Below are 24,830 nucleotides of genomic sequence, written 5' to 3'. Positions count from 1 at the left end.
GCTATGCAGCCCCCGGCTCGTCCTCGTCCTCGACGACCTCGGCGTCGACGATCGTGTCGTCGTCATCGGCTGAGGGGCCGGAAGCTGCGGCCGGACCGGCGTCCGCCGACGCGGCATAGAGGGCCTGGCCGATCTCCTGGGAAACCTGGGTGAGCTCGTCCGAGGCGGTCTTGACGGCCTCGTTGTCCTCGCCCTCCATGGCCTCGCGCAGCTTGCCCTGCGCCTCCTCCAGCTTGGCCTTCAGGCTGGCGTCGATCTGCTCGCCGTTGTCCTTCAGCAGCTGCTCGGACTGGAACAGCATGCTGTCGGCGGCGTTGCGGACCTCGGCGGCCTCGCGGGCCTTGCGGTCCTCCTCGGCGTACTTCTCGGCATCCGCGATCATCTGGTCGATGTCCTCGCGGGGCAGCGCCGACTGACCGGTGATGGTCATCGACTGCTCCTTGTTCGTGGCCTTGTCCTTGGCGTTGACGTGCACGATGCCGTTGGCGTCGATGTCGAAGGTGACCTCGATCTGCGGGACGCCGCGTGGTGCCGGTGGGATGCCGGTCAGCTCGAACTTGCCGAGAGAGTTGTTGTAGGCGGCCATCTCGCGCTCGCCCTGCAGCACGTGGATCTCCACCTGCGGCTGGTTGTCGGCCGCGGTCGAGAACACCTCGGACTTGCGGGTCGGGATGGTCGTGTTGCGCTCGATGAGCGTGGTCATCACGCCACCCTTGGTCTCGATGCCGAGGGACAGCGGCGTGACGTCCAGGAGCAGGACGTCCTTGACCTCACCGCGGAGCACACCGGCCTGCAGTGCGGCACCGACGGCGACGACCTCGTCCGGGTTCACGCCCTTGGATGGGTCCTTGCCGCCGGAGAGCTGGGTAACCAGGTCCACGACCGCGGGCATCCGGGTCGAGCCGCCGACCAGGATCACGTTGTCGATGTCGGAGGTGGAGATGCCGGCGTCCTTGATGGCCTGCTTGAAGGGTGACTCGGTCCGCTTGAGCAGGTCGGCCGTCATCTGCTGGAACTGCGACCGGGTCAGCGTCAGCTCCATGTGGAGCGGCTGGCCGTCGCGAGCAGTGATGAAGGGCAGGTTGATCTGGGTGTCCTGGGCGGTCGAGAGCTCCTTCTTGGCCTTCTCCGCCGCCTCCTTCAGACGCTGTCGGGCCATCTTGTCGGCCGACAGGTCCACGCCCTCGGTGTCCTTGAAGGACTTGACCATCCAGTCGATGACCACCTGGTCCCAGTCGTCACCACCGAGGCGGGTGTCACCCGAGGTCGACTTGACGTCGAAGACGCCGTCGGCGATCTCGAGGACCGAGACGTCGAACGTCCCACCACCCAGGTCGTAGACGAGCACGGTCTGCTCGCCCTCCTTGTCGAGCCCGTAGGCCAGCGCGGCCGCGGTCGGCTCGTTGACGATGCGGAGGACGTTGAGGCCAGCGATCTCGCCCGCCTCCTTGGTGGCCTGCCGCTCGGCGTCGGCGTAGTACGCCGGCACGGTGATGACCGCGTCGGTGACGTCCTCACCCAGGTAGGCCTCGGCATCCCGCTTCAGCTTCATCAGGATCCGCGCGGAGATCTCCTGCGCGGTGTAGGTCTTCCCGTCGATGTCGGTGGACCAGTCGGTCCCCATGTGCCGCTTGACGGAGATGATCGTCCGGTCGGGGTTGGTGACGGCCTGCCGCTTGGCGACCTCACCCACCAGAGCCTCTCCGGACTTGGAGAAGCCGACCACCGAGGGGGTCGTCCGGGCGCCCTCCGCGTTGGCGATGACGGTGGGTTCCCCACCTTCCAGGACGGAGACCACCGAGTTCGTGGTCCCCAGGTCGATACCGACGGCCTTTGGCATGTGTGCTACCTCCGCACGAGTGTTGGTGCTTGCAAGTGAACGCGTGGTTCGGAGTGTAGCGATCTACCTCAGATCCGCAAGGAAACCTGAGCGTACCGCTATAAGGTTATACGTCACTCGATCAAGGAGTGTCCCTGCCAGCGTCGGTTGACCCGACGCCCGCGCGAGTCCGACTGGTTGCGGCTGTGGAAGACGTAGGTGAGGACGAACGGCAGCAGCACGATGACGGTGCCGATGATCCACATGATGGCGGGGTCGAGCATCGCAGGTCTCCTGGAGGTGGTGGCTGGGGTGTGCTCACCGTACTGGACGGCAGTGTGACCAGGCACAACGCAACTCTGGGTCCGGCAGGACTGGGCGGTTGCCCAGATCTGCGGACCCAGAGTCGTCGTGGAAGGCGGGCAGCCTAGTAGCCGTCGTCGGAGTCGGACTCCGCCGGGGCCTCCTCTGCAGCAGCGGCGTCGGCACCGTCGCGGATCAGCCCGCCCTCCGGCGTGGCGGCGAACCAGACGTCGCCCGAGCCCTGCCCGTTGACGTCGCCGGGGGCACCGTCACCAGCGAAGGTGTACAGCGGCCAGACACCGGCGGAGAGCTGGAAGGAACCGTCGGGACGTTCCACCACGCTGAAGACCTCGGCGTCGAGGCCCTCGGGCAGCTCGGCGGAGTCCATGATCACCGGCGGCCACGCGTCGGCGCAGTCGTCCTCGCAGGTCGGCTGACCGTCGACGTCGTTGGTGAAGCCGTACAGGGTCAGTCCATCCGCGTCGACCAGAACCGGGCCCAGGTCGGTGTCGCCGGTGGAGACGATGGTGGCGGGGGCTGCCGCCTCGGCTTCGGCCCCATCCGCCGCCTCAGGGGCGGCTTCCTCAGCAGCGGCGTCGTCAGCAGCAGCGGCTTGGTCGGTGTACAGCCCACCGTCCAGGTCGACGGCGAACCACACGTCGCCTGAGCCCTGACCGTTGATGTCACCCGCAGCGGCATCGCCGGCGAAGTAGTACAGCGGCCAGCGTCCGGCCACGAGCTGCAACGAGCCGTCGTCGCGGGTGGTGGTGGCGAAGATGCCGGCGTCCAGGTCGGGTGCGACGTCCCAGTCCGGGCTGACGATGACCGGGGGCCATGCCTCGGCGCAGGTTCCGCCACAGGTGGACGCAGCTTGGGTGTCGTTGGTGAAGCCGTACAGCGTCAGGCCGTTCTCGCCGACGAGCGTCGGTCCCAGATCGGTCTGCCCCGCACTGGCGGAGATGACGGTCGGGGCCGGTGCCGGCGGCGCGGCTTCGGTGGTTGCCGCAGCAACGGCGGTGTCGGGTGGTGCGGTGGCGGTCGTCTCTGCCGCGTCTCCTCCGCAGGCGGCGAGGAGCAGTGCGGCGACGACGGTCATCAGGATCAATCGGGTGTTCATGGATCTCATCTCTCTTTCGTGTTGGCGGTAGCTGACGGGGACTTCGGTCGTGGAACGTGGGGGTGTCAGGCGACGGTCAGGACACCGGTCATGGACGGGTGGATGGCGCAGAAGAACGAGTACTGACCCGGTGCCGTGGGCGCGGTGAGGGTGGCGGTCGCCCCGCCGGCGATCTCGCCGGTGTCGAACTGCCCGTCGGTGGCCGTCACGGTGTGGGGGACGCCGTCGGCGTTCGTGATCTGGATCGGTGATCCGGGCGGCACCGTCGGTGGGCTGGTGAAGGAGAAGTCGCTGATCGTCAGCACGGGAGTCGGTGCCGCGGGTGGCGGTGCGGCCTGCTGCGTGGCGGCCGGCGCCTCACCCGGCGCACCTGGCGGTGGCGGGGTCACGGCCTGGCCCCCGGCGCCGTAGGCCGGGTCCGCGGCGACCGGATCGGGCGCCTGGGTGACCACGCCGGCCACGTCGGTTGCGACCGCGACGGTGCGTGCGGGTCGGGCCAGGGCGATCCCGGCGGCGATGCCGGCGATCAGGCAGATGGCGAGGGTGGGGGTGATGGTCGAGCGCATGGCGGTGGTTCCTTCGGGCGTCGTGGTTCAGTTGAGGGGAGGTCAGGAGAAGGTCGTGAAGAACCACAGGGAGGACGTCGTCCACAGACCCGCCAGGAGCGCGACCAGCACCCCGCCGACGACCGGCAAGGCCCAGCCCGGCAGGTCCTCGGAGCGCAGCGTCAGCATCTTGGTGACGAAGGCGCCGTAGAAAAGGCACCCGAGCACGGAGTGGATCAGCACGCGCGGTGTGGCGGAGCGGAAGCCGAGTGACCAGAGGCAGTGGTAGGCCACCGGTAGCGTCAGCACGAACGCCACGGTCCCGGACCAGCGGTGGACGGCGGCCACTCCCGACGGTGCCGGGCCGACCCGTGGCAGCCGACCGAACATCCACGCCGCGGAGGCGGCTTGGACCACGGCGAGGGCGGCTGCCCCCGTGGCAAGCCACGCCTTCATGGTGATGGTGTCGGCGAACCCGAAGGTGACGATCCGCTCACCGGTGGCGGTGTGGACCTGGCCGTAGGTGCCGAGTGCGACCGAGACCAGCGCCCCGATCACGGTCAGGCGGATCAGTGTCCGACTGGCGGGACGGGGGGCGGTCGTGCCGGTCGCGTCGAGCGCGGGGGGGTCGAGTGTCGACATGCCAAGATCTCCTCTGGGGGCGCCGGGCGACCCGGCGACGTGGATTCGCCCGGCCGGTTCGGACCCGGGGGGCGGAGCGGTGGGCCTGTGGTGACCTGTACGGGACGCCCCGTCATTCGGTTCGGATCTTTTTCGAATCGGGTCGCAATCGTCGTCCGACCGGCGGTCCGGACCCGGCCGCAACCGGGCCTTGTGAGGCCCCACTCAGTCCACGGGCGACCATGTCGAGGTGCTTACGAACGTAGGATCTGCTGGTCAGCCAGTCCGAAGCAGATCAGGATCGTTCGCAATGACCGACTCACGCGCGCCATCGGCCACTCCCCGCGTCCTCGCGCTGCTCCTCGTCCTGGCGGTTGTTGCGGCCGCGTGCACCGGCGGAGGCGACGAGCCCGAAGATGGAGGGGAGACCACCAGCGAGCAGTCCGACGGTCAGGAGCAGGACACGCAGGCTGGGGGCGGCGCTGGGGGCGACGCCGTGATGTTCGCCCCCGGTGTCGACCTCGATGTGGAACCGGCCATCCTGGACGCCACTGGAACCTGGATCGCCGAGGAGTCGGGGCTGACCGACATGCTGCGAGAGGAGCTCTTCCTCGAGCAGGTGAGTCAGACCGCCGACGTCACCCACCTCACCTTCGTCCAACAGCACGACGAGGTCAGCGTTCGCGGCGCCCAGTTCATCGTGCACGTCCGGGAGAACGGCGAGGTCATCGGGGCCAGCCAGTCGTTGACCGAGACCCTCCCCGGCGACGGCGTGACCGAGGAGTTGACGGCCGACGAGGCGTTCGAGATCGCGGAGAAGGCCGTCCCCGGGACCGTGGTCGGGGACCCGACCACCACGGCTACGTGGCTCGAGGTCGGGACCGAACTGCGGCTCGGCTGGGAGGTGCAGGTCACGACCGAGGACCCACCGGCTGGCTACGCCGTCGTGGTCGACGCGACCGACGGACAGGTCCTCAGCGTCGATCGGCTCTCGACGGACCACAGCTACCGAACGCCGCCTGACAACGGCACCGAGGCCCGCGACGGAGCAGGCCATGCGGAGGTTGCTGGACGAGATGAGGTGGCCCAAGCGGGCGGCTGCAACGCCCCGGCGCCGCCGAGCGCGTGCATCTTCGTGGTCGACCCGATCTACGCCAGCGGCAACCCCGGCATCAGTCCCGCCCAGGCGAACAGCACGTTGGTCGGGGTGCCCCTCGCCAATCTCACCAACCCCGCTGGTGGCGACCTGATCGGCCGCTACGCCCAGATCACCCCGCCGTCCCTGGCCGCCTACAGCGACCCCGACGGCGTCCACGGCCAGGGTGGCCGAGGTGGCCAGGACATCACCTTCGAATCCGGGATGACCTACTACTGGATCGACTACTCCCAGCAGATCGTCCAGGAGTTGGGGTACCGCTATCACGCCGATGACCCCGTCGACTTCGAGCCCATCGCCCGGGACTTCCCCGACAACGCGCAGTACCTCTTCCTCGAGGACCTCATCCGCATGGGCAGCGGCGGCGACGGGGTGAACGAAGCGGAGGACGCCCAGGGCATCATCCACGAGTACGGCCACGCACTGCTGCAGGCCGCCGTCCCCAACATCCGCACGGAGGAGGGCATCGCCTTCCACGAGGGCTTCGCCGACCTGGCCAGCGTCTTCACCACCCTCGAGTTCCGCAACGGCGATGTCGAGTGCCTCTTCCACTGGGCCGAGCAGGGCGTGTGCATCCGCCGCGTCGACCGCGAGCTCGTCTACCCCGACGACCTGCGGTTCGAGGTCCACCTGGACGGCGAGATCTTCACCGGGGCCGTGTGGGAGATCTTCCGGCAGGTCCTCGACCGCGAGACCGGCCTGACGCCGAACCAGTGCCAGGACCGCCAGACCAACCCGTGCGACGCGGTGCGCGACCAGGTCTACGGCACCCTCCTCGGCTCGCTGCCCTTCCTCACGCCGACCCTGGACCTCAATGATGCGGCGACGGCCTTCGCCGTGTCGGACCAGACCTTCTACGCGAGCACCAACGCCGACATCATCCAGCAGGTGTTCGCGGCACGCGGCCTGCAGGCCAGCGGCACGCCGATGACGCAGATCGACGGCCTCGACGACTTCGAAGCGGCCGACTCGGTCGTCGGCGTCAAGATCCAGCACACCTACCGCGGTGACATCGAACTGGTGCTCGATGTCGTCGATGGCCAGAACACCCAGCTGTGCAGCGCCACGCTGGTCTCGCCGGACCCGAACGACTCCGAGGACAACATCACGGGCCGCTTCGGGCTGGACGGAACCACGTGTGCCGAGTTCCTCCCACCGGGCCCCGACTCGGTGTGGCTGCTGACCGCGAGGGACTTCGCGGTGGAGGACGAGGGGACGCTCTTCCAGTTCTCGATCAGCCATGCGGGCCGGCGCTTCCTGGCGTCCTCCCTGCCCCAGATCATCCCGGACGACGATCCGGTCGGGGTGACGGCCCAGATCGGCGCGACCACCCCGACCCCGATGGGCGTCGATGGGCCGGTGGCCTCGGCACCGCCGGTGGCCGAACCGACGGCGGAGCCCGCTGCGCCCCAGGACGCAACTGAGGAGCCGGTTGCGGCTGATCCCCCGGCCGGGCAAGCACCACCGGCCGCGGGCCAGGTGACCGCCCAGGTCGACATCCAGCACACCTACGTCGGGGACCTGTCGGTGTCGATCCTGGTGGTGGACCTGCTGTCGGAGACCACGGACATCCTCTGCCGCGTCGACCTCTGGGAGCCGGACTCGCAGAACTCCGACGATGACCTCTCCCTGACCGCCTCTGCCGACGTCTGCGCCGGGTTCTATCCGCCCAGCGCGACCCAACCGTGGGTGCTGCGGGTCATCGACGTCGCGGCCCAGGACGAGGGCCAGGTGACCGGGTTCAGCATCACCGGACCGGAGGGGACGGTCGAGGCGCTCGTCCTGCCCGAGGACATCCCGGACGACGACGTGGACGGCGTGCTGCTGCCCATCATCGGCTGATCAGGTCGCGCTGTACCCTTCAGCCGAACCAATGAACGTCGAGTCCGCAGAGGTCGCCCTGGCCTACACCTACGCGTGGTGGTTGACGGGCAGTGAGCAGACCGCGAGGACCGCGGTCCTGGCTGCCGTCGCCCGTCCTGAGGTGCCGGGTGCCGACGACGAACTCCGCCGTGAGATCCTCCTGCGACGGGTCCGTGCCGCCGCCGTGACCGCCCCCACGATGTGCCCCGCATCCGAGTTGGCGCTCCTGCACGACGCGATCGGGATCGGGCTCGACTCCGCGGCCGGTCTGGCGAGCGTCGATGCCCGTGAGGCCAGGACGGAACTGGCCCACGGACGCCTGGAGGCGCTGGGACCCGACGTGCAGTTCGAGATCACCCACCCCGAGCGCCTCGGCGGCCTGGCCGTCGGCAACCCGGCCGACGTCGCTGCGGCGAGACAGAGCGAGGCACTCGGGCACCTTCGGGAGATGATCCTCACCGGCCGCGATGAGCTGATCGAGATCGCCAAGGTCGACGTCCCCCAGGATCTGCTCGACGAGGTCGCCGTCCGACAGGGACCGCTGACCCCCGCCGAGGGGCAGGCTGATGAGCAGGAGTCGGATCCGGCTCGCGAGTCCGCTGCGGGTGCCCACCCCGCGGTCATCGAGAGCGAGCCGCTGGAACCGGAGTGGTTCGCAGGCGCGGACGACGATCAGGTCGAGGAGTCATCGTCGGCGGAGGAGTTCGACGAGGGCGAGTACGTCGACGAGGGCGAGTACGTCGACGAGGGCGAGTACGTCGACCAGGACGGGTACCTCGACGAGGGCGCATACCTCGACGGGGACGAGTACGCCGACGTGGAGGACGCCGACGTCGAGGGGGAGTTCCTGGACGAGCGGGATGCCGATGAGATCGACCTCTCCGAGGCACAGGAAGAGCCAGAGCTCGGCACCCCCGGCAGGCCGCCGCGCCGCACGCCGTGGGGTTGGATCGTGGTCGTCCTGCTGGTCGCGACCCTGGTGGGTCTCTACTTCTGGCGCACCTCCGGCCGAGACTCCGCCAGCGAGCAGCCGGCGGACGACGTCACCCCGGCGGCCGTCGACGGTGCCGACGCCGCTGCCGCTGCGGCCACGCCCGATGCTGATGACGCCACCCCGACCGATGACCCGAGTCCCGATGACGCCGAGGCCGGTGCCGAGGTCTCCGAAGCCGCTCCACCAGCCGACCCGGGGCCCGCGTTCGTCCTGTCACGCGCCGGCGTCGCCGTCGGCATCGGCAGCGACCCGGACTTCGACAACCCGACCGCCGATCCGTTCGACCCGATCTCCGTGACCATCGAGTACGACGGGGCCGAGCCGGACGACGCCCTGATCGCTGAGTGGACGGTGGAGGGGCAGCCGTTCGGTCTCGAGCGCGCCGACCTGAGTCCGGGCCAGGGCATCACGCGGTTCACGCGGCAGGTCCCACAGGCCGGCTGGCCGTCGGGCCAGCACTCGCTGGAGCTCACCCTGGAGCGGACCGGCGAGTCGGTTGGTCTCGCGGAGTTCCAGGTCGTCGGCGGCCCCACCCTCGAGGAACAGCAAGCGACCGAGGATGCCGGGAACTGAGGGAACTCGAAGGGTGACCACTGCGTTGCTCAGTAGAACTACGTAGGATCCGACCGCTCTCACTCACGATTGCGACTACAGGGGCTTGTCATGCAACGCAAGATTTCACGCCGTTCACTTCTGCGCGCGACCGGGCTGAGCCTCGGCGCGGTGCCACTGCTCGGTGCCTGCGCCAGCGTGCAGGACACGGCGTCCTCACCCGGGCCGGAGTCCCCAGCGCCCGCGACGGAGGGGTCCGCGTCACCGCAGGCGGCCGGCAACGAGTTCGACGGCGAGGAGATCACGCTGCTCGTCTACTCGGGCCTGACCGAGACCCTGTACCGCGACTTCTTCGTCCCCCAGTTCGAGGCTGCCACGGGCGCATCCGTCACCATCGACTCGGCCTGGACCGAGGGGATCGCGCGACTGGACGCGGCACCGACTGAGGCGCCACCGTTCGACCTGGTCCTGACCGACCCCACCCAGGGCCTGCCGGCGGTTGAGCAGGGCCTGTTCCAGCAGTTCGACGTCGACCGCGTGCCGAACGCTGCGGCGAACTTCCATCCGAATCTCCTGAACGCCACGGTCTACGACGAGGGGTTCGGGATCCCCTTCCACTCCTCGGCCATGACCCTGGCGACCAATACCGAGTTGGAAGCCGAGCCCTTCACCACGTGGGGGGAACTGCTCGAGCGGACACCCGAGCGCGGGTTCATGCTCTACAACCTCAGCTACATGTCCCTCTACACCTTCGCCGAGATGATGGCGGAGGCTGAGGGGCTCGAGCCCGGCATGGGCGTCGCACTGCTGGAGGACGACCTGGAGGGGGTCCTGGCCTTCGCCGCCGCGAACGGTGATCAGGTGCAGTTCTACTGGCCCTCGACGGCCGACGGCGTCAACGCCCTCGTCAACGGAGAGGTGGCGGCCGGCAACATCCATGGCAACGGCCTGCTCGCTCCGATCAAGGACGGCGAACCCGTGCAGGGGACCATCCCCTCCGGCACCGATGCCTACGTGCAGCTGTTCTTCTCCGTGCCGCAGAACGTCCGGAACGTCGATCTGTCGCTGGCTGCGCTGGACCACATCTGCAGCCGCGAGTTCCAGCAGTCACTGGCGGAGTCAGGTGAGTACTCCTGCGCGATCCCCGACATCGCAGAGACCTACGCGGCCTCCGACGAGGTCTGGGCGGCGGCCTTCCCCGCGTCGGAGGAGGACTTCGCGAACCTCAAGTACTACCCCTACGACGTCTACGCCGCGAACGCCGACCGGATCGCCGAGGTCTGGGACAACGACGTCCTGCGCGCCTAGACAGGTCAGCGGCGCAAGGTGGTGGCCGGGCGCCTCTTCTCGTCGTACAGGCCGCGGTCGGCCTGCGCCAACAGGTCCGATCCGGCGGGCCCGCTGGCCATCCCGATGCTGGTCCCCGGTGTGGAGCCCGGGGTCTGCTCAGACCAGTCCTGAGATGCCAACTCCTCCTCGATGGCCCGCACGAGGTCCCGGCCCCGTTCGAGGCTGCCGCCGGGGAACAGGACGATGAACTCGTCACCACCCAGGCGCACGATCAGCGCCTCGTCGCTCCGGGTCCAGGTCTCCACCACGTCGCGGAGGATGTCGCCGTAGCGGATCAGGACGGCGTCCCCCGCCTGGTGTCCGTACGTGTCGTTGATCTGCTTGAAGTTGTCCAGGTCGAGAACGAGGATGACCATCTGGCGGCCGGCCTGCTCCTCGAGCATCGCATCCAGAGCCCGACGGTTGCCGAGACCGGTGAGTGGGTCGGTCACCACCTGGCGGGCCAACCGCTCCCGGTCCTCGGAGGTGTGGTAGGAGGTGATGGAGGCCGCAACGCCCTCGACCACCGAGCGTCGTGAGCGCCAGCTGTGGTCCGCCAACGCCACGGCGTGGGCACGGTGGGCTTCGATCACCAGGTCCGGGGCGGCACGGGCCTCGCCCAGGCCCTGCGCGTAGAGCAGCAGTCCGGTGGTGTGGAACAGGCTCTCGTGGGTCGTGGGAGGCGGGGGTGGATCATCAGGGTCGAAGGGCAGGAGCTGCAGAACGAGTTCGGTCACCGGCTCGTCGGCATGACGCCGCAACTCGGTGACCAACGCCTGGACCTCGGCCTGGTCCACCGGCTGGTCGGTCAGGCGTCTCGCGACGGCGAGGAGCGCCCTGATGCGGCTCACGCTGAACGGCACGTCCACGTTGGCAAGCCCTGCTTCGATGATCTCGTCGTTGTCCCGCATCGCGTCGACAGACGCCGTGATTCGCCCGGCCTCGGCCAGCGCGAGGGCCCGCATCAACACGACCTCCGCGCGGTTGTGGCAGAGGAAGCGTCGGAGCGGGTCGAAGCCGCGAAACGTCGACAACAGCGCCTCGCACTCGGCGTAGGACTCCTCGGCCAACTCCCACAGCCGCGCGGAGTCCAAGGCGGCGCCCAGCGTGAAGAAGCCAGCAGCCCGATCAAGGACGGGAGAGGTGTCCGAGCGCAGGAGCGCCGCGCCGGCCGCCACGTCGGTCAGGAACGTGCTCGAGTCGCCCGCGTTGAACGTGTCGACGCCCTGCCGTAGGACGCACAGCGCCAGACTCGCGTCGTTGCCGGCAGCGACGGACTCCCGCTCGGCCAGGGCAAGCAGATCGGCGTAGCGATCGGGGTTCCACCGTCGAGCGTGTGCGACCTCCACCCTGCGGAGCGCCAGCAGGACGTCGGTCCAGCCGTTGTCCTGCGCCACCTCGCGGGACCTGGTCAGGGTGGCCAGTGTCCCATCGCCGTACCCGACCGCGGCACCGAGGAGCATCGCCTCGTGGTGGGCGACGGCTTGCGGATCGGTTGTGGTGGAGAAATCGATCATGTGGGTAGGGGTGTGGTGCGGCGTCGGGATGTAGGACGTACGAAAGCAGCCCGACCCGTGCGCGCAGAAGTGAACCTCGACCCCATATCTCGGCCACTTGGCCACGTCGCCTGAGCGCGGCGGACGATTTTGCCGAGCCGAGTCGTGTACGAAACATGGCTGTAACACGGCGTGGTTCCACTGTGTGACTTACGTTCGCGATTTCAGAACTGACAGGAGCTGAATCAATGGCCTTCCGGGCTGAATACCTTTGGATCGATGGCACCGAACCCACTGCCGAGATCCGTTCCAAGACCAAGATCCTCGCAGACGGTGACGAGCCGGGCATCTGGGGGTACGACGGGTCCTCCACGAACCAGGCGACCGGAGACAACTCCGACGTCGTCCTGCAGCCGGTGCGCGTCGTCCCCGACCCGATCCGAGGCGGTGACGACATCATCGTCATGTGTGAGACGGCCCTGACCAGGGATCTCTCACCGCACCCGACCAACACGCGGGCAGCGGCTCGGGAGGCACTGGAGACCTACGCCGACCAGAAGCCCTTGTTCGGTCTCGAGCAGGAGTACACGATGCTGGACGTCAAGACGGGCTGGCCTGCCGGGTTCCCCGAAGGCGGGTTCCCCGGTCCGCAGGGTCCGTACTACTGCGGCGTCGGTGCGCTGAAGATCCACGGTCGTGAGGTCGTTGAGGAGCACACGACGCTGTGCATCGAGGCTGGGTTGAAGATCTCCGGCACCAACGCGGAGGTCATGCCCGGGCAGTGGGAGTTCCAGATCGGCCCGGCTGACACGCTGGAGGTCGCTGACCACCTCTGGATCGCCCGCTACCTGCTCTACCGGGTTGGCGAGAAGCACGACATCGAGATCTCGCTGGCCGCCAAGCCCATGAAGGGCGACTGGAACGGTGCGGGGATGCACACCAACTTCTCGACCGAGGCGATGCGCAACGAGTGGGATGCGATCATCGCGGCGTGCGACGCCATGGGTGAAGCGGGCGTACCGGAGCGGCACCTGGCCGGCTACGGCATCGGCATCGAGGATCGCCTGACGGGTGAGCACGAGACCCAGCGCTTCGACCAGTTCAGCTACGGCGTCTCAGACCGCGGCGCGTCCATCCGCATCCCGTGGCAGGTCGAGCAGGACAAGAAGGGCTACATCGAGGATCGTCGTCCGAACGCCAACGCGGACCCGTACGTCGTCACGGCGCTGCTGACGAACACGATCTGTGGGGCGCTCGCCTAGCAGTCAGGTACGACACGCCACATTCGGCCCCCGGCTCACCTCCGAGCCGGGGGCCGTTCTCGCTTCTGGTGCAGTTCTGCCGCATATCCCGGAAGACGTGCACGGGCGATTCGGGAGAAGTGCACGGCTAGCCGGCGCCGGACCGACATACCCTTCACGGCGAATGTCTGATGTGGCACTTGAGCTGGAGGGGTTGGTCCGGCACTACGGGGACGTCCGCGCGGTCGACGGCGTGCACCTGACGGTCTCGGCGGGCGAGCGATTCTCACTGCTCGGGCCGTCCGGGTCGGGGAAGACCACGATCCTGCGGTTGGTGGCCGGCTTCGAGGCGCCCGATGCGGGATCGGTGTCGCTGGCCCGGGAGGCCGTGGACCACCTGCCACCGGAGAAGCGCAACGTCGGGGTCGTCTTCCAGGACTACGCGCTCTTCCCGCACCGGACGGTTCGCCAGAACATCGGCTTCGGCTTGCGGATGCGCAAGGTGGCCAAGATCGAACGACGGGAGCGGGTGGACGAGCTGCTGGAGCTGGTCGGCCTGCAGCGGGAGGCGGATCGCAAGCCGCACCAGCTCTCCGGCGGCCAACGGCAACGCGTGGCGCTGGCGCGGGCGTTGGCGCCCTCGCCGGGCCTGCTGCTTCTGGACGAGCCCCTCGCCAATCTCGACCGCCGTCTCCGCGAATCGTTGCGCGAAGAGCTGGTCCGGATCACCTCTGCGGTCGGCATCACCAGCGTGCTGGTGACGCACGATCAGGAGGAGGCGCTGAGCTTCGCGAATCGGGTGGGTGTCCTGCGGGAGGGCCGGCTGGTGCAGGTCGGCACACCTGTCGAGCTGTGGCAGCGACCGGTCGACGCGTTCGTTGCGACGTTCCTCGGGGACATGAACCTGCTGCCCGTCGAGGCGACCGAGAACGGGCGTGTCTCCGTGTCCGGCATCGCGGGTGCCCTGGACCGACTCCCCGGCGACGCCACCGAGAGCCGGAGTGAGGGCGGCGTCACGGGTGGAGGGACGGCTGGGCCGGCGGACGCCGTCGCGTGCCTGCGTCCCGAGGCACTTCGACTGGAGCCATCCGGAGAGGCAACCGTCCGCAGCGTCTTCTACGCGGGAGGGACCGCGACGTACTCCGTCGAGGCAGCCGGGCGACGAATCACCGTCCGTGAACAGCAGCCCGACGGTCAGGCCCGGATCGCCGAGGGGGACGCGGTGACGGTCACTGCGCGAGTCTCCGCCGTCCGTCTGCTGCCCGGTACGACGGCGTGACCTCCTCCAGAACACCCCTCGTGGATGCCGGACGCCGGGCGGCTGCGGCTGAGCCCATGACCACTGCATCGTCCCCGGCCGCCGGCGCCCGCCGGAGCTGGGCCGGCCGGCCAGCCTGGCTCGCCCTCCCTGCTGTGCTGTTCTTCCTGGTCGTGTTCGTCCTCCCCTTCATCGGTGTCGGACGGGTGGCTGTGGCAGGCGACCCGCCTGCTGGCACCGGCACCTTCTTCGACCTCTCCGTCTTCCGGCCCGCCAACCTGCTCGACGTGGCCGGCGAGCGGCTCTTCCGCAGCGTGATGGGCGTGACGGTCCGCACCGGCATCATCATCACGGGCGTGTGCATGGCCGTCGCGGTCCCGTTCGCCGCCTACATCCACACCCGCCGGGGCTGGGTGAAGGCCGCACTCATCTCCGCTGTTGCCCTGCCCAAGCTGGTCAACCTGCTGGTGCTGCTGTACGGGGTCCTGCTCACCCTCGGCTCGGGCGGGGTCATCAACGACGTCCTCCTCGGGCTTGGGATCGTGGATCAACCTCTCCGGCTCTTCGGGAACCTCTTCGCCGTGGTCTTCACCGAGGTCCTGGTCGTCCTCCCATACCCGGTCCTGTTGTTGCTCGCCGCCTTCGAGGCCTCCGACAGCCGCCACTTCGACGCGGCACGGTCGCTGGGCGCTGGACCGGTCAGGGCCTACCTCGAGACGGTCATCCGGCCGGCGTGGCCAGCGGTGGTCGGTGCCGCCATCATCAGCGCGGTCTGGGCGGTCGGCGCCTTCGTCGGTCCGCTCGTGCTCGGCAACCCGCCCTACTACACCGTCGCGGTCGAGGTCTACCTCCGGGCGCTGGAGCGTCTGCAGTGGGTCGACGCTGCCGGGTGGGCGATCCTCTCCGTCGGGGCGTTCGGGCTGGCACTGGGGGGCGCCAACCTCGTCCTCCGCGCCATCCAACGGCGCTCGGCGGAGCCGCGCGGGGGTGCCTCGGCGTGAGCGTCGCCCTGGGATTCCTGCGGCGCAGCGGATTCCACCTGTTCGCCGCGACGGTCGTGGCCTTCCTGGTGACGCCGTTCGTCATCAGCCTGCTGGTCTCGTTCTTCCCCGGTCGTTCCATCGGCCTGCCCACGATCGAGACAGGGCTGACGCTGGACTGGTACGGCATCGTCCTGACCGATCCGCTGTACCGGCAGGGGTTGGTCAACTCGGCTGTCGTCGGTGTGCTGGTGGCGGCCGTCAGCTTGACGTTGGCGCTGCCGCTCGTCATCGGCCTCAGCCGCACGCCCCGGCTGCGCTGGTTGACCGGTGCGATCGTCATCCCGGCAACCGTGCCGACGGTGATCCTCGGCATGCAGAGCCTGGTCGCCTTCGAAGCGCTCGGCATCCGCGGGTCGCTGCTGTCCATCGTGGCGGCTCACAGCCTCTGGGGACTCCCGTTGGCGATGCTCGTGCTGAAGGCCGCTCACGACCGACTGGACCCGGGTCTGCTGGAGGCGGCACGGTCTCTGGGCGCGGGCGCGGCCCGAGCAACGTGGGAGGTCACCCTCCCACTGCTCGGCCCGGCCCTGGTCGTCGGCGCCATCCTGGCCTTCGTCGCCAGCCTGAACGAGCTGGTCATGAGCCTGTTCCTGGCCGGCGGCAACGTCCGGACCCTTCCCACCGTGGTGTGGCCGCAGGTGCGGCATGCCGTGCGCCCGGACGTGGCGGCCGCCTCCAGCATCCTGCTGGTCGTGGCGCTGGTGGCCACGGGCCTGGCCTACCTCCTGTGGCGCGGGCAGACGAACCGGGCCTGATCCGGGCGCGGCCATGGTGTGACATGGTGCACGAAGCCCGCGTCGTGGCGGGTTCCTGCAACATGTGACCCAATCCCGGGAACACCGAACTTCGTCGGCCGCGCCCGGCTCCGTTACCATCCGCCGGTATGGAGACCCTCGACCTCATCCGCATCGTCGGTGGCCTGGTGCTGTTCGGCGCGGCCTTCGCGATCGCCGCCCGGCGGGCGAAGTACCTGATCGACCTGGTCAGGATCGCCCAGCCGATGCCCGACCGGATGAAGGGCACCGCCCTCAACACCATCCGCTGGCAGCTCCAGCACGTCCTCGGCCAGCAGAAGCTGCTCAAGTGGACCGTCCCCGGGGTCCTCCACGCGTTCATCTTCTACGCCTTCATCATCCATCAGACCTTGACGCTGGAAGCGCTCGGCGAGGTCTTCGACAAGGACTTCCACATCCCCTTCTTCGGGCCGGGGAACTGGTGGACGGAGCTGCTCGGCTTCCTGCAGGACTTCGTGGCGCTCCTCGTGCTGGTGTCGATCGTGGGCTTCGCGATCATCCGACTGACCCAGGCCCCACGACGGGAGGGCCGCTCATCCCGGTTCTCGGGCTCGAACCTGGATGAGGGCTGGTACACCCTCTTCTTCGAGTTCTTCCTCGTCTACTCCGTGCTGATCCTCCGCGGCGTCCGGTTCGAGGAGGGCCTCCTCCCCTACTCCGACGGCGCGTTCGTCAGCCGCTGGTTCGGCCAGCAGATGGAGGGCATCCCGCTCGAGACGCTCGAGGTCATCGGCGTCGTCGCCCTGCTCGCCCACATCGCCTCCTTCGGGGGGTTCCTGGTCTTCACGCTGTACTCCAAGCACCTCCACGTCTTGGCGATCGTGCCACAGGTCGCCTTCAGCCGGACCCCGAAAGCGCTGGGTGCACTGGAGGGTGAGCTGATCGACATCGAGAACATGGACGAGGACACCGTCCTCGGTGTGGGCCAGATCGAGCAGTTCGGCTTCTCACGGTTCCTGGACTTCTACTCGTGCACCGAGTGCGGCCGTTGCCAGTCGCAGTGCCCGGCGTGGAACACCGCCAAGCCGCTCTCGCCCAAGTTGCTGATCATGGACCTGCGGGATCACCTCTTCGAGGCCGGTCCGTACCTGCTGGACGGCGGACGAGACGCCCACGAAGACGTCGACGTCCTCGGGATGATGCTGGTGGGTGACGAGCCCGGCCAGGACAACGCCGTCATCGACTTCGACGTGCTCTGGTCCTGCACCACCTGTGGAGCGTGCGTGGAGGAGTGCCCCGTCGACATCGAGCACGTCGACCACATCGTCGACCTGCGCCGCTACCAGGCGCAGATGGAGTCGGCCTTCCCACAAGAGGCCGGCGCGATGCTGCGGAACATCGAGAACTCCGGTGACCCCTGGGGAGCCGGAGGCACCAAGCGGCTGGAGTGGGCCCAGGGCATGGAGATCCCGGTCCTGGGTGAGGACGTCGAGAGCATGGCCGAGGTGGAGTACCTGTTCTGGGTCGGTTGCGCCGGAGCGTTCGAAGACCGGTCGAAGAAGACCACCGTGTCAACGGCCCAGCTGCTGCAGGCCGCCGGCGTGTCGTTCGCCGTCCTGGGTCAGGGGGAGGCCTGCACGGGCGACCCGGCTCGCCGCCTCGGGATGGAGTACCTGTTCCAGATGATGGCGCAGATGAACATCGAGACGCTGAACGACGCGGGTGTCACGAAGATCATCACCGCGTGCCCGCACTGCCTGAACACGCTCAAGAACGAGTACCCCGATTTCGGCGGCCACTTCGAGGTCATCCACCACTCCGAGATCCTGGCCCAGCTGATCGTCGACGGGAAGCTCTCCCCCCAGCGGTCGGGCGACGGCCAGCGCGTGACGTTCCACGACCCGTGCTACCTCGGCCGGCACAACGAGATCTACGAGGAGCCGCGCTCCCTGCTGTCCTCCGTCGACGGGGTCGAGACCGTCGAGATGGGCCGGTCCCGCAACCAGAGCTTCTGTTGCGGTGCCGGCGGCGCGAAGTTCTTCATGGAGGAGGTCGGCGAACGGGTGAACCTCAACCGCGTCGACGAGGCCATCACGACACTGCGCGACGCCCCGCCGGTCGCGGGTGAACCACCGCAGGACGTCGTGGCCGTCGCGTGTCCGTTCTGCAAGAACATGCTGGAAGACGGCGCCAACGACCGGGTCTCCGACGGGGTGCTGTCGGAGGGCGAGGTCCAGGTGCTCGACGTCGCGCAGGTCCTGGCGCAGACGTTCCTGCCGGACGCTCCGGACGACGGCGGGTCGGTGGAGGAGGCAGAGCCCGAGCTGGAGCCGGCGGAGTAGCCGGAGCTCGATCCCATCGCGCCCGCCCGGTTTCGGCCTGGCCGGTACACGAGGGATGGTCCGGTTGGGGGTCGATCCCGGTGGGTGGAGGTACCGCCCGCCAGGGAGGGGAAGGCCACCCACCAGCTTGGGCAGGCAGATGATCGGCCCCGACCCGGCGGAGGCGTCGACATGACGGACGCGGGCTCGTGATCCGCGGGTCTTCAGGCCTGATGGGCGCCGCCGTCCTCGTGACGGTCGCGACCGTGGTCAGCAAGCTCCTCGGGTTCGCGAGGGAGACCGCCATCGCCGCCGTCTTCGGCGCCTCCGCGGAGGTCGACGCCTACCTCGTCGCCCAGAGCGTCCCCAACGTCCTCATCGCGTTGTTGTCGACCGCCGTCGTGACGAGCATGCTCCCGAGCATCTCCGGCGACCTTGCCGACGGCCGCCCCGACCGGGCGATCCGCACGTTCAACACCATCGCCACCCTCGTCATCGGGTTGCTGATCCCGGCCACGGTCATCCTGTGGTTCGGCGCCCCCGCCGTCATCGCCGTCCTGGCCCCGGGATTCGAGGGCGCACAGGCTGACCTGGCTGCTCGGCTCGCGCGCATCGTCCTGCTGGCCGTCACCGTCGTCGCAGCCACCAACCTCGTGTCGGCCCTGCTCCACGCCCACCGCCGGTTCGCCTGGCCAGCCCTCGAGGGACTCCCCTTCAACATCGTGATGATCGGGGCGGCGCTGCTGTTCGGCGTCGAGTTCGGCATCGACGCGCTCGCGATCGGCTTCGTCGTCGGGTCGCTGGCCCGACTGGCGCTGGCCCTGACCGGCCTGATCGGCACCGGCTCACGGATCCGCCCCGGTTGGGCGATCCGATCCGTCGGGGTCCGCGCGACGGGTGGTTTGGTCCCCACGGTCGTGACCAGCCACGTCATCTCCAACATCAACAACGTGGTGGACCGGGTCGTCGGCTCGACGCTGCAGGCCGGCGCCATCTCAGCTCTGGGCTTCGGCCATCGGTTGGTCTCGCTCCCGCAGGGTCTGCTGACGCAAGCCCTGGTGACGGTGGTGTTCCCCTCCATGAGCGCGTCGCTGGCAACGGGTGACCCCGAGCAGGCGTCGCGACTGCTCCGACAAGCCATTCGTGCCCTGTCGGTCATCCTCACGCCCGTCGTGGTGGTGCTGATGATCCAGTCCCAGGAGCTCGCCACCGTTGTGTTCGGTCGGGGGGCATTCGACGCGGAGGACGCACGTCTGACCGCCCTTGCGATCATCGCGTTCGCTCCCGGACTGCTCGTCAGCGGCATCCGGGACCTCGCGCTGCGGGGGCTGTACGCGGCCAAGGACCGGCGTCGCCCGTTGATCGTGGCGGCGGTGGGTGGCGTCACCAACGTCGTGGGCGACATCACGCTGGGCCCAACGGTTGGTGTCGCCGGGCTGGCTGCCGCCACGTCGCTGTCGCAGGGTGTGTCGGCGGCCGTGGCGGTGCACGCGACCGGTGTCGCCCGTGGCGTGCGGTCGGTGGTGACTGCGGCTGCCGCGGCGCTGGCTGCCTCAGCCGCCCTCTCGGCGATGCTCGGGGCGCTGACTGCCCGGGCGCTGGAGGGGGTGGTCCCGAGCTTGATCAGCCTGCTCGCCGCTGTCGCCGTCGTCACCGCAGTGCACATCGCCGTCTTGCTGGTGGGGCGTCCCTCACTCCTGCGAGACCTCCCGCTGCTGGGCTCGCTGGATCGCGTGTCTGACCGGTGAGAGCGGCTCAGCGCATCTGACGGACCAGGCCGATCGGAGTCCGCGCGTCGCGTTGCCCCATCGGGTTGTCTGCCAGGATCCGACGCAGAAGGCGCGGTGGGATCGGTCCTCCCGAGACGGCCCGTATCGACCCGCCGCGGTCATTCATGTCAGAGATCGCGACGTCGTAGCCGAGCACCCGACGAAGGGCCGAGGCCTCGGCGTGTGACTGCTGCGGGGTGAGTGGTGGCAGCAGCAGATGCTCGAACGGCGGTCGACCACCATCCATCGCGCGTGCCCGGCGGCCGGCCACCAGGTAGAAGGCGCCCCGGATGCCCAGTGGTCGGGTCAATCCGGCCGCGATCAGGGCCAGGACGGCGCGAGGCCGACCGATCTCGTCGATCACGTACTGCATCTTCTCCGGGATGCTGAGCCCTTTGGAGACCCCGCGCGGCCGCACCATGCGGGCCATCCGCCGCGCGAGTGGTCCGACGGTCACCGTGTCGATGGGGACCACGGCCCCCAGTGCGATGGTGGTGGCCTTCTCGCTGAGCACGATCAGGTCATTCGGCTCGGCGTGTGGGAGCAAGCTGACTCGGAGGATCGTCTCGAGGTCGTCACCGGAGTGGATCCATGGGGTCTTGACGAGGAGCCGCCGCCAGGTTCGACCTCCCACCGTGACGTCGCTGACCGACACCGGGGCGTCGGTCCACTCCGCTGCGACCGTGGCTTCGCGGTTGCCGAGTCCCGCCTCGGAGGGCCCGTCTGACTCAAGAGTCATCGTGACATCACATCCACGAGCCGAACCTAACCGGTCGACCCCCCTGCGAATCGCATTTTGCCCGGTCAGGCTGCCGAGCTGACCGGATGCGCGTCACACCACCCGGTCCCGTCGAAGCTCCGCGATGGCACTCGCCGAGTAACCCAACTCGGTGAGCAGCGCGTCGGTGTCTGCACCGAGTGTCGGCGCGGGGCCGGCGATCGGTTCCTGGGTGCCGAAGCGCACCGGAGCGGTGACGAGGGGGATCCCGGTGATGTGGCCGTACCGGCCAGGCTCGATCATGGGGCTCGACCGCACGTGTTCGTGGTCCAGAGCCTGCTGCGGGCTCAGGACCGGCCCACTGGGAACGCCGGCCTCGCGGAACTGCTCCAGCACGGCGTCGGTGGTCTGCGGCCGGCACCACGCCTGGATCATCGGGATCAGCTCGTCGCGATGCTCACCCCGAGCCAGGTCTGAGCCGAAGCGAGGGTCCGTGCTCCACTCAGGATGGCCGACCACACCCGCCAGCCGATCGAACAACCGGTCCCCGACACACTGGATGATGATCCAGCCATCCGAGGTCTGCACGATGTCCGCCGGGCCGGCCGTCTGGGACCGATTGTGCGTTCCGACACGATTGGGCTGGTGGATGGCCTGCTCGGCGAGGCTCCCCGACATGACCGTGAGCGCCGAGTGCAGCAGCGCGGTCTGGACGTGTTCCCCGCGCCCGGTGGAGAGGCGGTCGAGCAGCGCCGTGACGACGCCGAAGGCACTCAGCGCGCCCGTCAGGTGGTCGACCCACAGGGCGTAGGTCTTGGCTGGGACGTCCGGCGGCCCCGAGAGGTGCGCGGCCCCTGACATCACCTGGCCGAGCCCGTCGAAGCCGAGACGGTCCGACCACGCGCCCGGGCCGAACGTGTCGGTGGTGGCCAGCACCACCTCGGGGTTGATGGCGTGGACCGAGGCCGCATCCAGCCCCATGGCCTGCAGTGCCATCTGTGGCAGGTTGGCGACCACCACATCGGCGGTGGCGATGAGCTGCCCGGTTATCGTGCGCCCCCGGGGCTTCATCGGGTTGAGGGTCATGCCCCGCTTGTTGCGAGCGATCTGGACGAACATCGCACCGGCGTCGCCGTCGTCGGGCCCGAGCGGTGTGATCCCGCGATCGGCACCCCCATCGATCCGCTCGATCCGGATGACCTCCGCCCCGACATCCCCGAGCAGGGCAGCGCAGAACGGCCCGGCGATGTAGCGCCCGAAGTCGAGCACACGAACGCCGTGGAGTGGCCCGGTCGCCGGCGGTCGTGCATCAGGTGAGCTCATGGCGGGGCGGACCGTACACCGCACGTCACCACCAATTCCGCTCAAGTCACCGTGCGGAGTGTCGAACTACACGTAGTGATTGCAGTCCTCGAGAACCACCTCGCGCTGCCTGGAACTGGCGGCCACACCTTCGCGACTCGTCGAGGTGGCGTCAGGTGACGGGCATGTGCGCCCCTCCAGCCGCCGGACCACGAAGCCGTGGTGATCTCGGTCGGCTCGTCATCGCCATCAGCGGCGCGACGACCTTCAAGGAGGTACTGGCGGCCACGGGGGCCTTCATCGCCGATCAGACCGGGGCCGACCGCGTGGACAACATGCGCACCATCAACGATGGCGACGAGGTTCGGTTCACGAGAATCGGGGGTTCGGGGGCACCTGGACTGGACGAGATCATCGTGTTGCCGTCGGCGAACCTGCCAATGCGGAGCCTGATGGCGCACGGGAGCCTGGTCCGGTCCGAGATCACCCCCTCCGCCAGCGGAGACGCCTACCCCCTGCTGGACGAGGCCGGCATGCGGCACATGATGCTGATCCCGTTCATGATCGGCGAGGAACTCGTCTGCGCAGTACGGCTGATGACCGGTTCCGAGGTCGGGTTCAGCGAGGCCGATGAGGAGCTTGCCCAGCACGTGACCTACCTCGTCACCGGTTGGGTCGTCCGCCGACGGCTGGAGACGCGTCTGGAGCGGTCGCAGACCGCCGCGCGTCGCTACGCCTACCGCTTGGAGCGTCTGAACAGCACCAGTCAGGAACTGGCTGCGGCGACGACCGAGGACGAGGTGTTTGCGATCGTCGGCCGTTCCGGACCCGACCTCCTCACCTTCGATCGAATGTTCCTCGGCACGATCGCGCCCGACGGAACGACGCTGACCAGCCGCCTCATCACCACCCACGGCCTCGAAGACGACCCCGTCGGCGTCTTTCCACTGGCAGGCAGCGGCTCGATGGAGATCATGGAGGCGGCTGAGGTGGTCCACATCACCGACCTCCTCACCTGCAACAGGCCCGACGCACGAGCGCTTGCCGCACACGGGATCCGCTCGACGCTGAACGTCCCACTGACCCTGGGCGGCGCGATCACAGCCCTCCTGGTCCTTGGCGCGAGGCCGTTCCAGGCCTTCAGTGCTGAGGACGAGCAGGTGCTGGGGATGTTGGCCCGTCAGATGGGCGCGACGCTTGATCGGGTCCGAGCCACGGCAGAGCTCGAGCACCGCGCCAGGCACGATGGCCTGACGTCGTTGGCCAACCGCGCCGAGTTCGACCGCGTTCTGGCGCAAACGGTGGAGGAGATAACAGCGACCGGCGAGGACGCCGTCCTGTGCTACGTGGACCTCGACCACTTCAAGCAGGTCAACGACACCCTCGGCCACGCGGCCGGGGACGCGCTGCTGGTGGAGTTGGCTGGTCAGCTCCGCGCCAACACGACCTCGGGGGATCTGGTCGCCCGCATCGGCGGCGACGAGTTCGTGATCATCCTGAGGAACTGCGGCATGTCGCAGGGTGAAGACGTCATCAACCGGCTTCGCGTCTGGATCGCTGCGCACGGGTTCACCTGGGACGACCGCCACGTCGCGGTGTCCATGAGCGCGGGCCTTGCCCGGATCACGCCCGGTGCGACACCCGATCAGGTGATGCGCAGCGCAGATGCTGCCTGCTACCGCGCCAAGCACGCCGGACGAAACCGGGTGGCCCGCTCGGACTGAGCGCTAGGAACTCTCGGGCTGCATCAGCGTGAAGGCCCCGCCCAACGGGTCGGTCACGCCGGCCATCGTGCCCACGCCTGGTGTCGTCATCGGCTCGAACGTGGTCGAAGCGCCAAGGTCGTTCGCCTTGGCCAGCATCGCCGCCGCGTCCTCGACCGTGAAGTAAACGCCCCAGTAGCTCGGCACCTGCTGCGGCACCTCGTCCGGCATGTCCATCAGGCCGCCCAGCCCGCCCTCCTCGCCACCCTTGATCACGTGATAGGTCCCGGTCGGCATGTCCATCACGTCGTACTCCCATCCGAACACATGGCTGTAGAAGGCCTTCGCCGGTTCGAGGTCGCGGCTCATCAGCTCGTTCCACGACCAGGTGTTGGCCTCGTTGCACACGCCGGCGCCGATGTGGTTACCCGCCTGCCACAGGGAGATCGAGGCGCCAGAGGGGTCGCGGATGATCGCCATCCGCCCCTCCTCCATCACATCCATGGCCGGCATCATCACCTCGCCGCCGGCCTCTGTGGCTCTGGCAAGCGTGGTCTCGATGTCCTCGGTGGCGACGTAGCTCATCCACACGTTGGGCATCCCGGCCATCTCCGGCGGCTGGGCGCCCATCCCCGCGACGTTCGCGCCGTCATGCATGAAGTTGGTGTAGATCCTGGTGCCGTCCGGGGCGAACTGATCTTCAGCCTTCCAGCCGAACAGACCGGTGTAGAAGGCCGTTGACGCGTCGACATCGGGACTGTTGAGGTCGATCCAGCAGGGGGTGCCGGGTTCGTAGCTGTTGCGTGTGGGCATGGGGTCCTCCAGGGGTGGTGCCGTACAAGTGCAACCTAGAAGACACCTGTGACAGCGGCCAGGGGGAACCCGTTCGGCGTGCACCGGGTCCAGCGGGGTGTGGGATATGTCGGGCTGGGGGTGCGCGGAAGGC

19 protein-coding genes are annotated in these 24,830 nt (G+C 68.6%); 10 read left to right on the top strand and 9 right to left on the bottom strand.

All coding sequences use genetic code 11. The features are described from left to right. Position 1: 1 nt before the first annotated feature. From dnaK to C1746_RS04115, 5 genes are all read right to left on the bottom strand, one after another. Complete coding sequence (gene dnaK, locus C1746_RS04130; RefSeq protein ID WP_116713415.1) at positions 2–1,840, bottom strand: molecular chaperone DnaK; 1,839 nt, start codon at positions 1,838–1,840, stop codon at positions 2–4. 113 nt (positions 1,841–1,953) lie between these two features. Continuing rightward, positions 1,954–2,103, bottom strand: a complete 150-nt coding sequence (locus tag C1746_RS21895; protein WP_162867368.1) for a hypothetical protein — start codon at positions 2,101–2,103, stop codon at positions 1,954–1,956. A gap of 143 nt (positions 2,104–2,246) precedes the next feature. Next, entirely contained in the window at positions 2,247–3,239 is a 993-nt protein-coding gene (locus C1746_RS04125) for a hypothetical protein (RefSeq protein WP_162867367.1), read from the bottom strand. 65 nt (positions 3,240–3,304) lie between these two features. Further along, positions 3,305–3,805, bottom strand: coding sequence for a cupredoxin domain-containing protein (locus C1746_RS04120; protein WP_116713413.1), 501 nt, complete (start codon positions 3,803–3,805; stop codon positions 3,305–3,307). A gap of 42 nt (positions 3,806–3,847) precedes the next feature. Next, positions 3,848–4,426 carry a DUF6529 family protein gene (locus C1746_RS04115; RefSeq protein ID WP_116713412.1) on the bottom strand — a complete coding sequence of 193 codons (579 nt, stop codon included), beginning with the start codon at positions 4,424–4,426 and terminating at the stop codon, positions 3,848–3,850. A gap of 289 nt (positions 4,427–4,715) precedes the next feature. On the opposite strand from C1746_RS04115, the gene C1746_RS04110 reads away from it, so the two are divergent. The 3 genes from C1746_RS04110 to C1746_RS04100 all read left to right on the top strand — a co-directional run bounded on the left by C1746_RS04110 (position 4,716) and on the right by C1746_RS04100 (position 10,278). Beyond that, on the top strand, positions 4,716–7,403 hold the full coding sequence (locus C1746_RS04110) for a PepSY domain-containing protein (protein WP_116713411.1): 2,688 nt from the start codon (positions 4,716–4,718) through the stop codon (positions 7,401–7,403). Positions 7,404–7,434: 31 nt separating this feature from the next. Further along, entirely contained in the window at positions 7,435–8,991 is a 1,557-nt protein-coding gene (locus tag C1746_RS04105) for a hypothetical protein (RefSeq protein WP_116713410.1), read from the top strand. Positions 8,992–9,081: 90 nt separating this feature from the next. After that, entirely contained in the window at positions 9,082–10,278 is a 1,197-nt protein-coding gene (locus C1746_RS04100; RefSeq protein ID WP_116713409.1) for an ABC transporter substrate-binding protein, read from the top strand. 5 nt (positions 10,279–10,283) lie between these two features. Here C1746_RS04100 and C1746_RS04095 read toward each other — a convergent pair whose 3' ends face one another. Further along, positions 10,284–11,816, bottom strand: a complete 1,533-nt coding sequence (locus C1746_RS04095) for a GGDEF domain-containing protein (RefSeq protein ID WP_116713408.1) — start codon at positions 11,814–11,816, stop codon at positions 10,284–10,286. 227 nt (positions 11,817–12,043) lie between these two features. Between C1746_RS04095 and glnII the strand changes: the two genes are divergently transcribed. The 6 genes from glnII to murJ all read left to right on the top strand — a co-directional run bounded on the left by glnII (position 12,044) and on the right by murJ (position 20,140). Further along, positions 12,044–13,057: a glutamine synthetase GlnII gene (gene glnII / locus C1746_RS04090; protein WP_116713407.1), complete on the top strand. Its 1,014-nt coding sequence runs from the start codon at positions 12,044–12,046 to the stop codon at positions 13,055–13,057. A 163-nt stretch (positions 13,058–13,220) separates the two neighbouring features. Next, positions 13,221–14,315 carry an ABC transporter ATP-binding protein gene (locus C1746_RS04085; RefSeq protein ID WP_116713406.1) on the top strand — a complete coding sequence of 365 codons (1,095 nt, stop codon included), beginning with the start codon at positions 13,221–13,223 and terminating at the stop codon, positions 14,313–14,315. Between the two features lie 56 nt (positions 14,316–14,371). Continuing rightward, a complete protein-coding gene (locus C1746_RS21890) occupies positions 14,372–15,295 on the top strand; it encodes an ABC transporter permease (RefSeq protein WP_162867366.1) in 924 nt (307 codons plus the stop codon). After that, a complete protein-coding gene (locus tag C1746_RS21885; protein ID WP_162867365.1) occupies positions 15,292–16,092 on the top strand; it encodes an ABC transporter permease in 801 nt (266 codons plus the stop codon). Before C1746_RS21890 ends, C1746_RS21885 begins: the two co-directional genes overlap by 4 nt. A 128-nt stretch (positions 16,093–16,220) precedes the next feature. Then, positions 16,221–18,413, top strand: coding sequence for a (Fe-S)-binding protein (locus C1746_RS04075; RefSeq protein ID WP_116713404.1), 2,193 nt, complete (start codon positions 16,221–16,223; stop codon positions 18,411–18,413). A 188-nt stretch (positions 18,414–18,601) separates the two neighbouring features. Beyond that, positions 18,602–20,140, top strand: a complete 1,539-nt coding sequence (gene murJ / locus C1746_RS04070; protein ID WP_162867364.1) for a murein biosynthesis integral membrane protein MurJ — start codon at positions 18,602–18,604, stop codon at positions 20,138–20,140. Positions 20,141–20,147: 7 nt separating this feature from the next. Here the strand turns inward: murJ and C1746_RS04065 are convergent, their stop codons facing one another. Further along, on the bottom strand, positions 20,148–20,900 hold the full coding sequence (locus tag C1746_RS04065) for a coenzyme F420-0:L-glutamate ligase (protein WP_116713402.1): 753 nt from the start codon (positions 20,898–20,900) through the stop codon (positions 20,148–20,150). 93 nt (positions 20,901–20,993) lie between these two features. After that, entirely contained in the window at positions 20,994–22,202 is a 1,209-nt protein-coding gene (locus tag C1746_RS04060; protein ID WP_116713401.1) for a CaiB/BaiF CoA transferase family protein, read from the bottom strand. A gap of 164 nt (positions 22,203–22,366) precedes the next feature. Here C1746_RS04060 and C1746_RS04055 point away from each other — a divergent pair, with 164 nt between their 5' ends. Then, positions 22,367–23,905 carry a GGDEF domain-containing protein gene (locus C1746_RS04055; protein ID WP_116713400.1) on the top strand — a complete coding sequence of 513 codons (1,539 nt, stop codon included), beginning with the start codon at positions 22,367–22,369 and terminating at the stop codon, positions 23,903–23,905. A 3-nt stretch (positions 23,906–23,908) separates the two neighbouring features. Here the strand turns inward: C1746_RS04055 and C1746_RS04050 are convergent, their stop codons facing one another. Next, positions 23,909–24,697 (bottom strand): VOC family protein, encoded by a 789-nt coding sequence (locus C1746_RS04050; RefSeq protein ID WP_116713399.1) that lies wholly within the window; start codon positions 24,695–24,697, stop codon positions 23,909–23,911. Positions 24,698–24,830 lie beyond the last annotated feature (133 nt).

The organism is Euzebya tangerina (assembly GCF_003074135.1).
Taxonomy (GTDB): domain Bacteria; phylum Actinomycetota; class Nitriliruptoria; order Euzebyales; family Euzebyaceae; genus Euzebya; species Euzebya tangerina.
The sequence above is the reverse complement of the archived record's forward strand: the minus strand, read 5'-3'. Positions and strand labels throughout refer to the sequence as shown.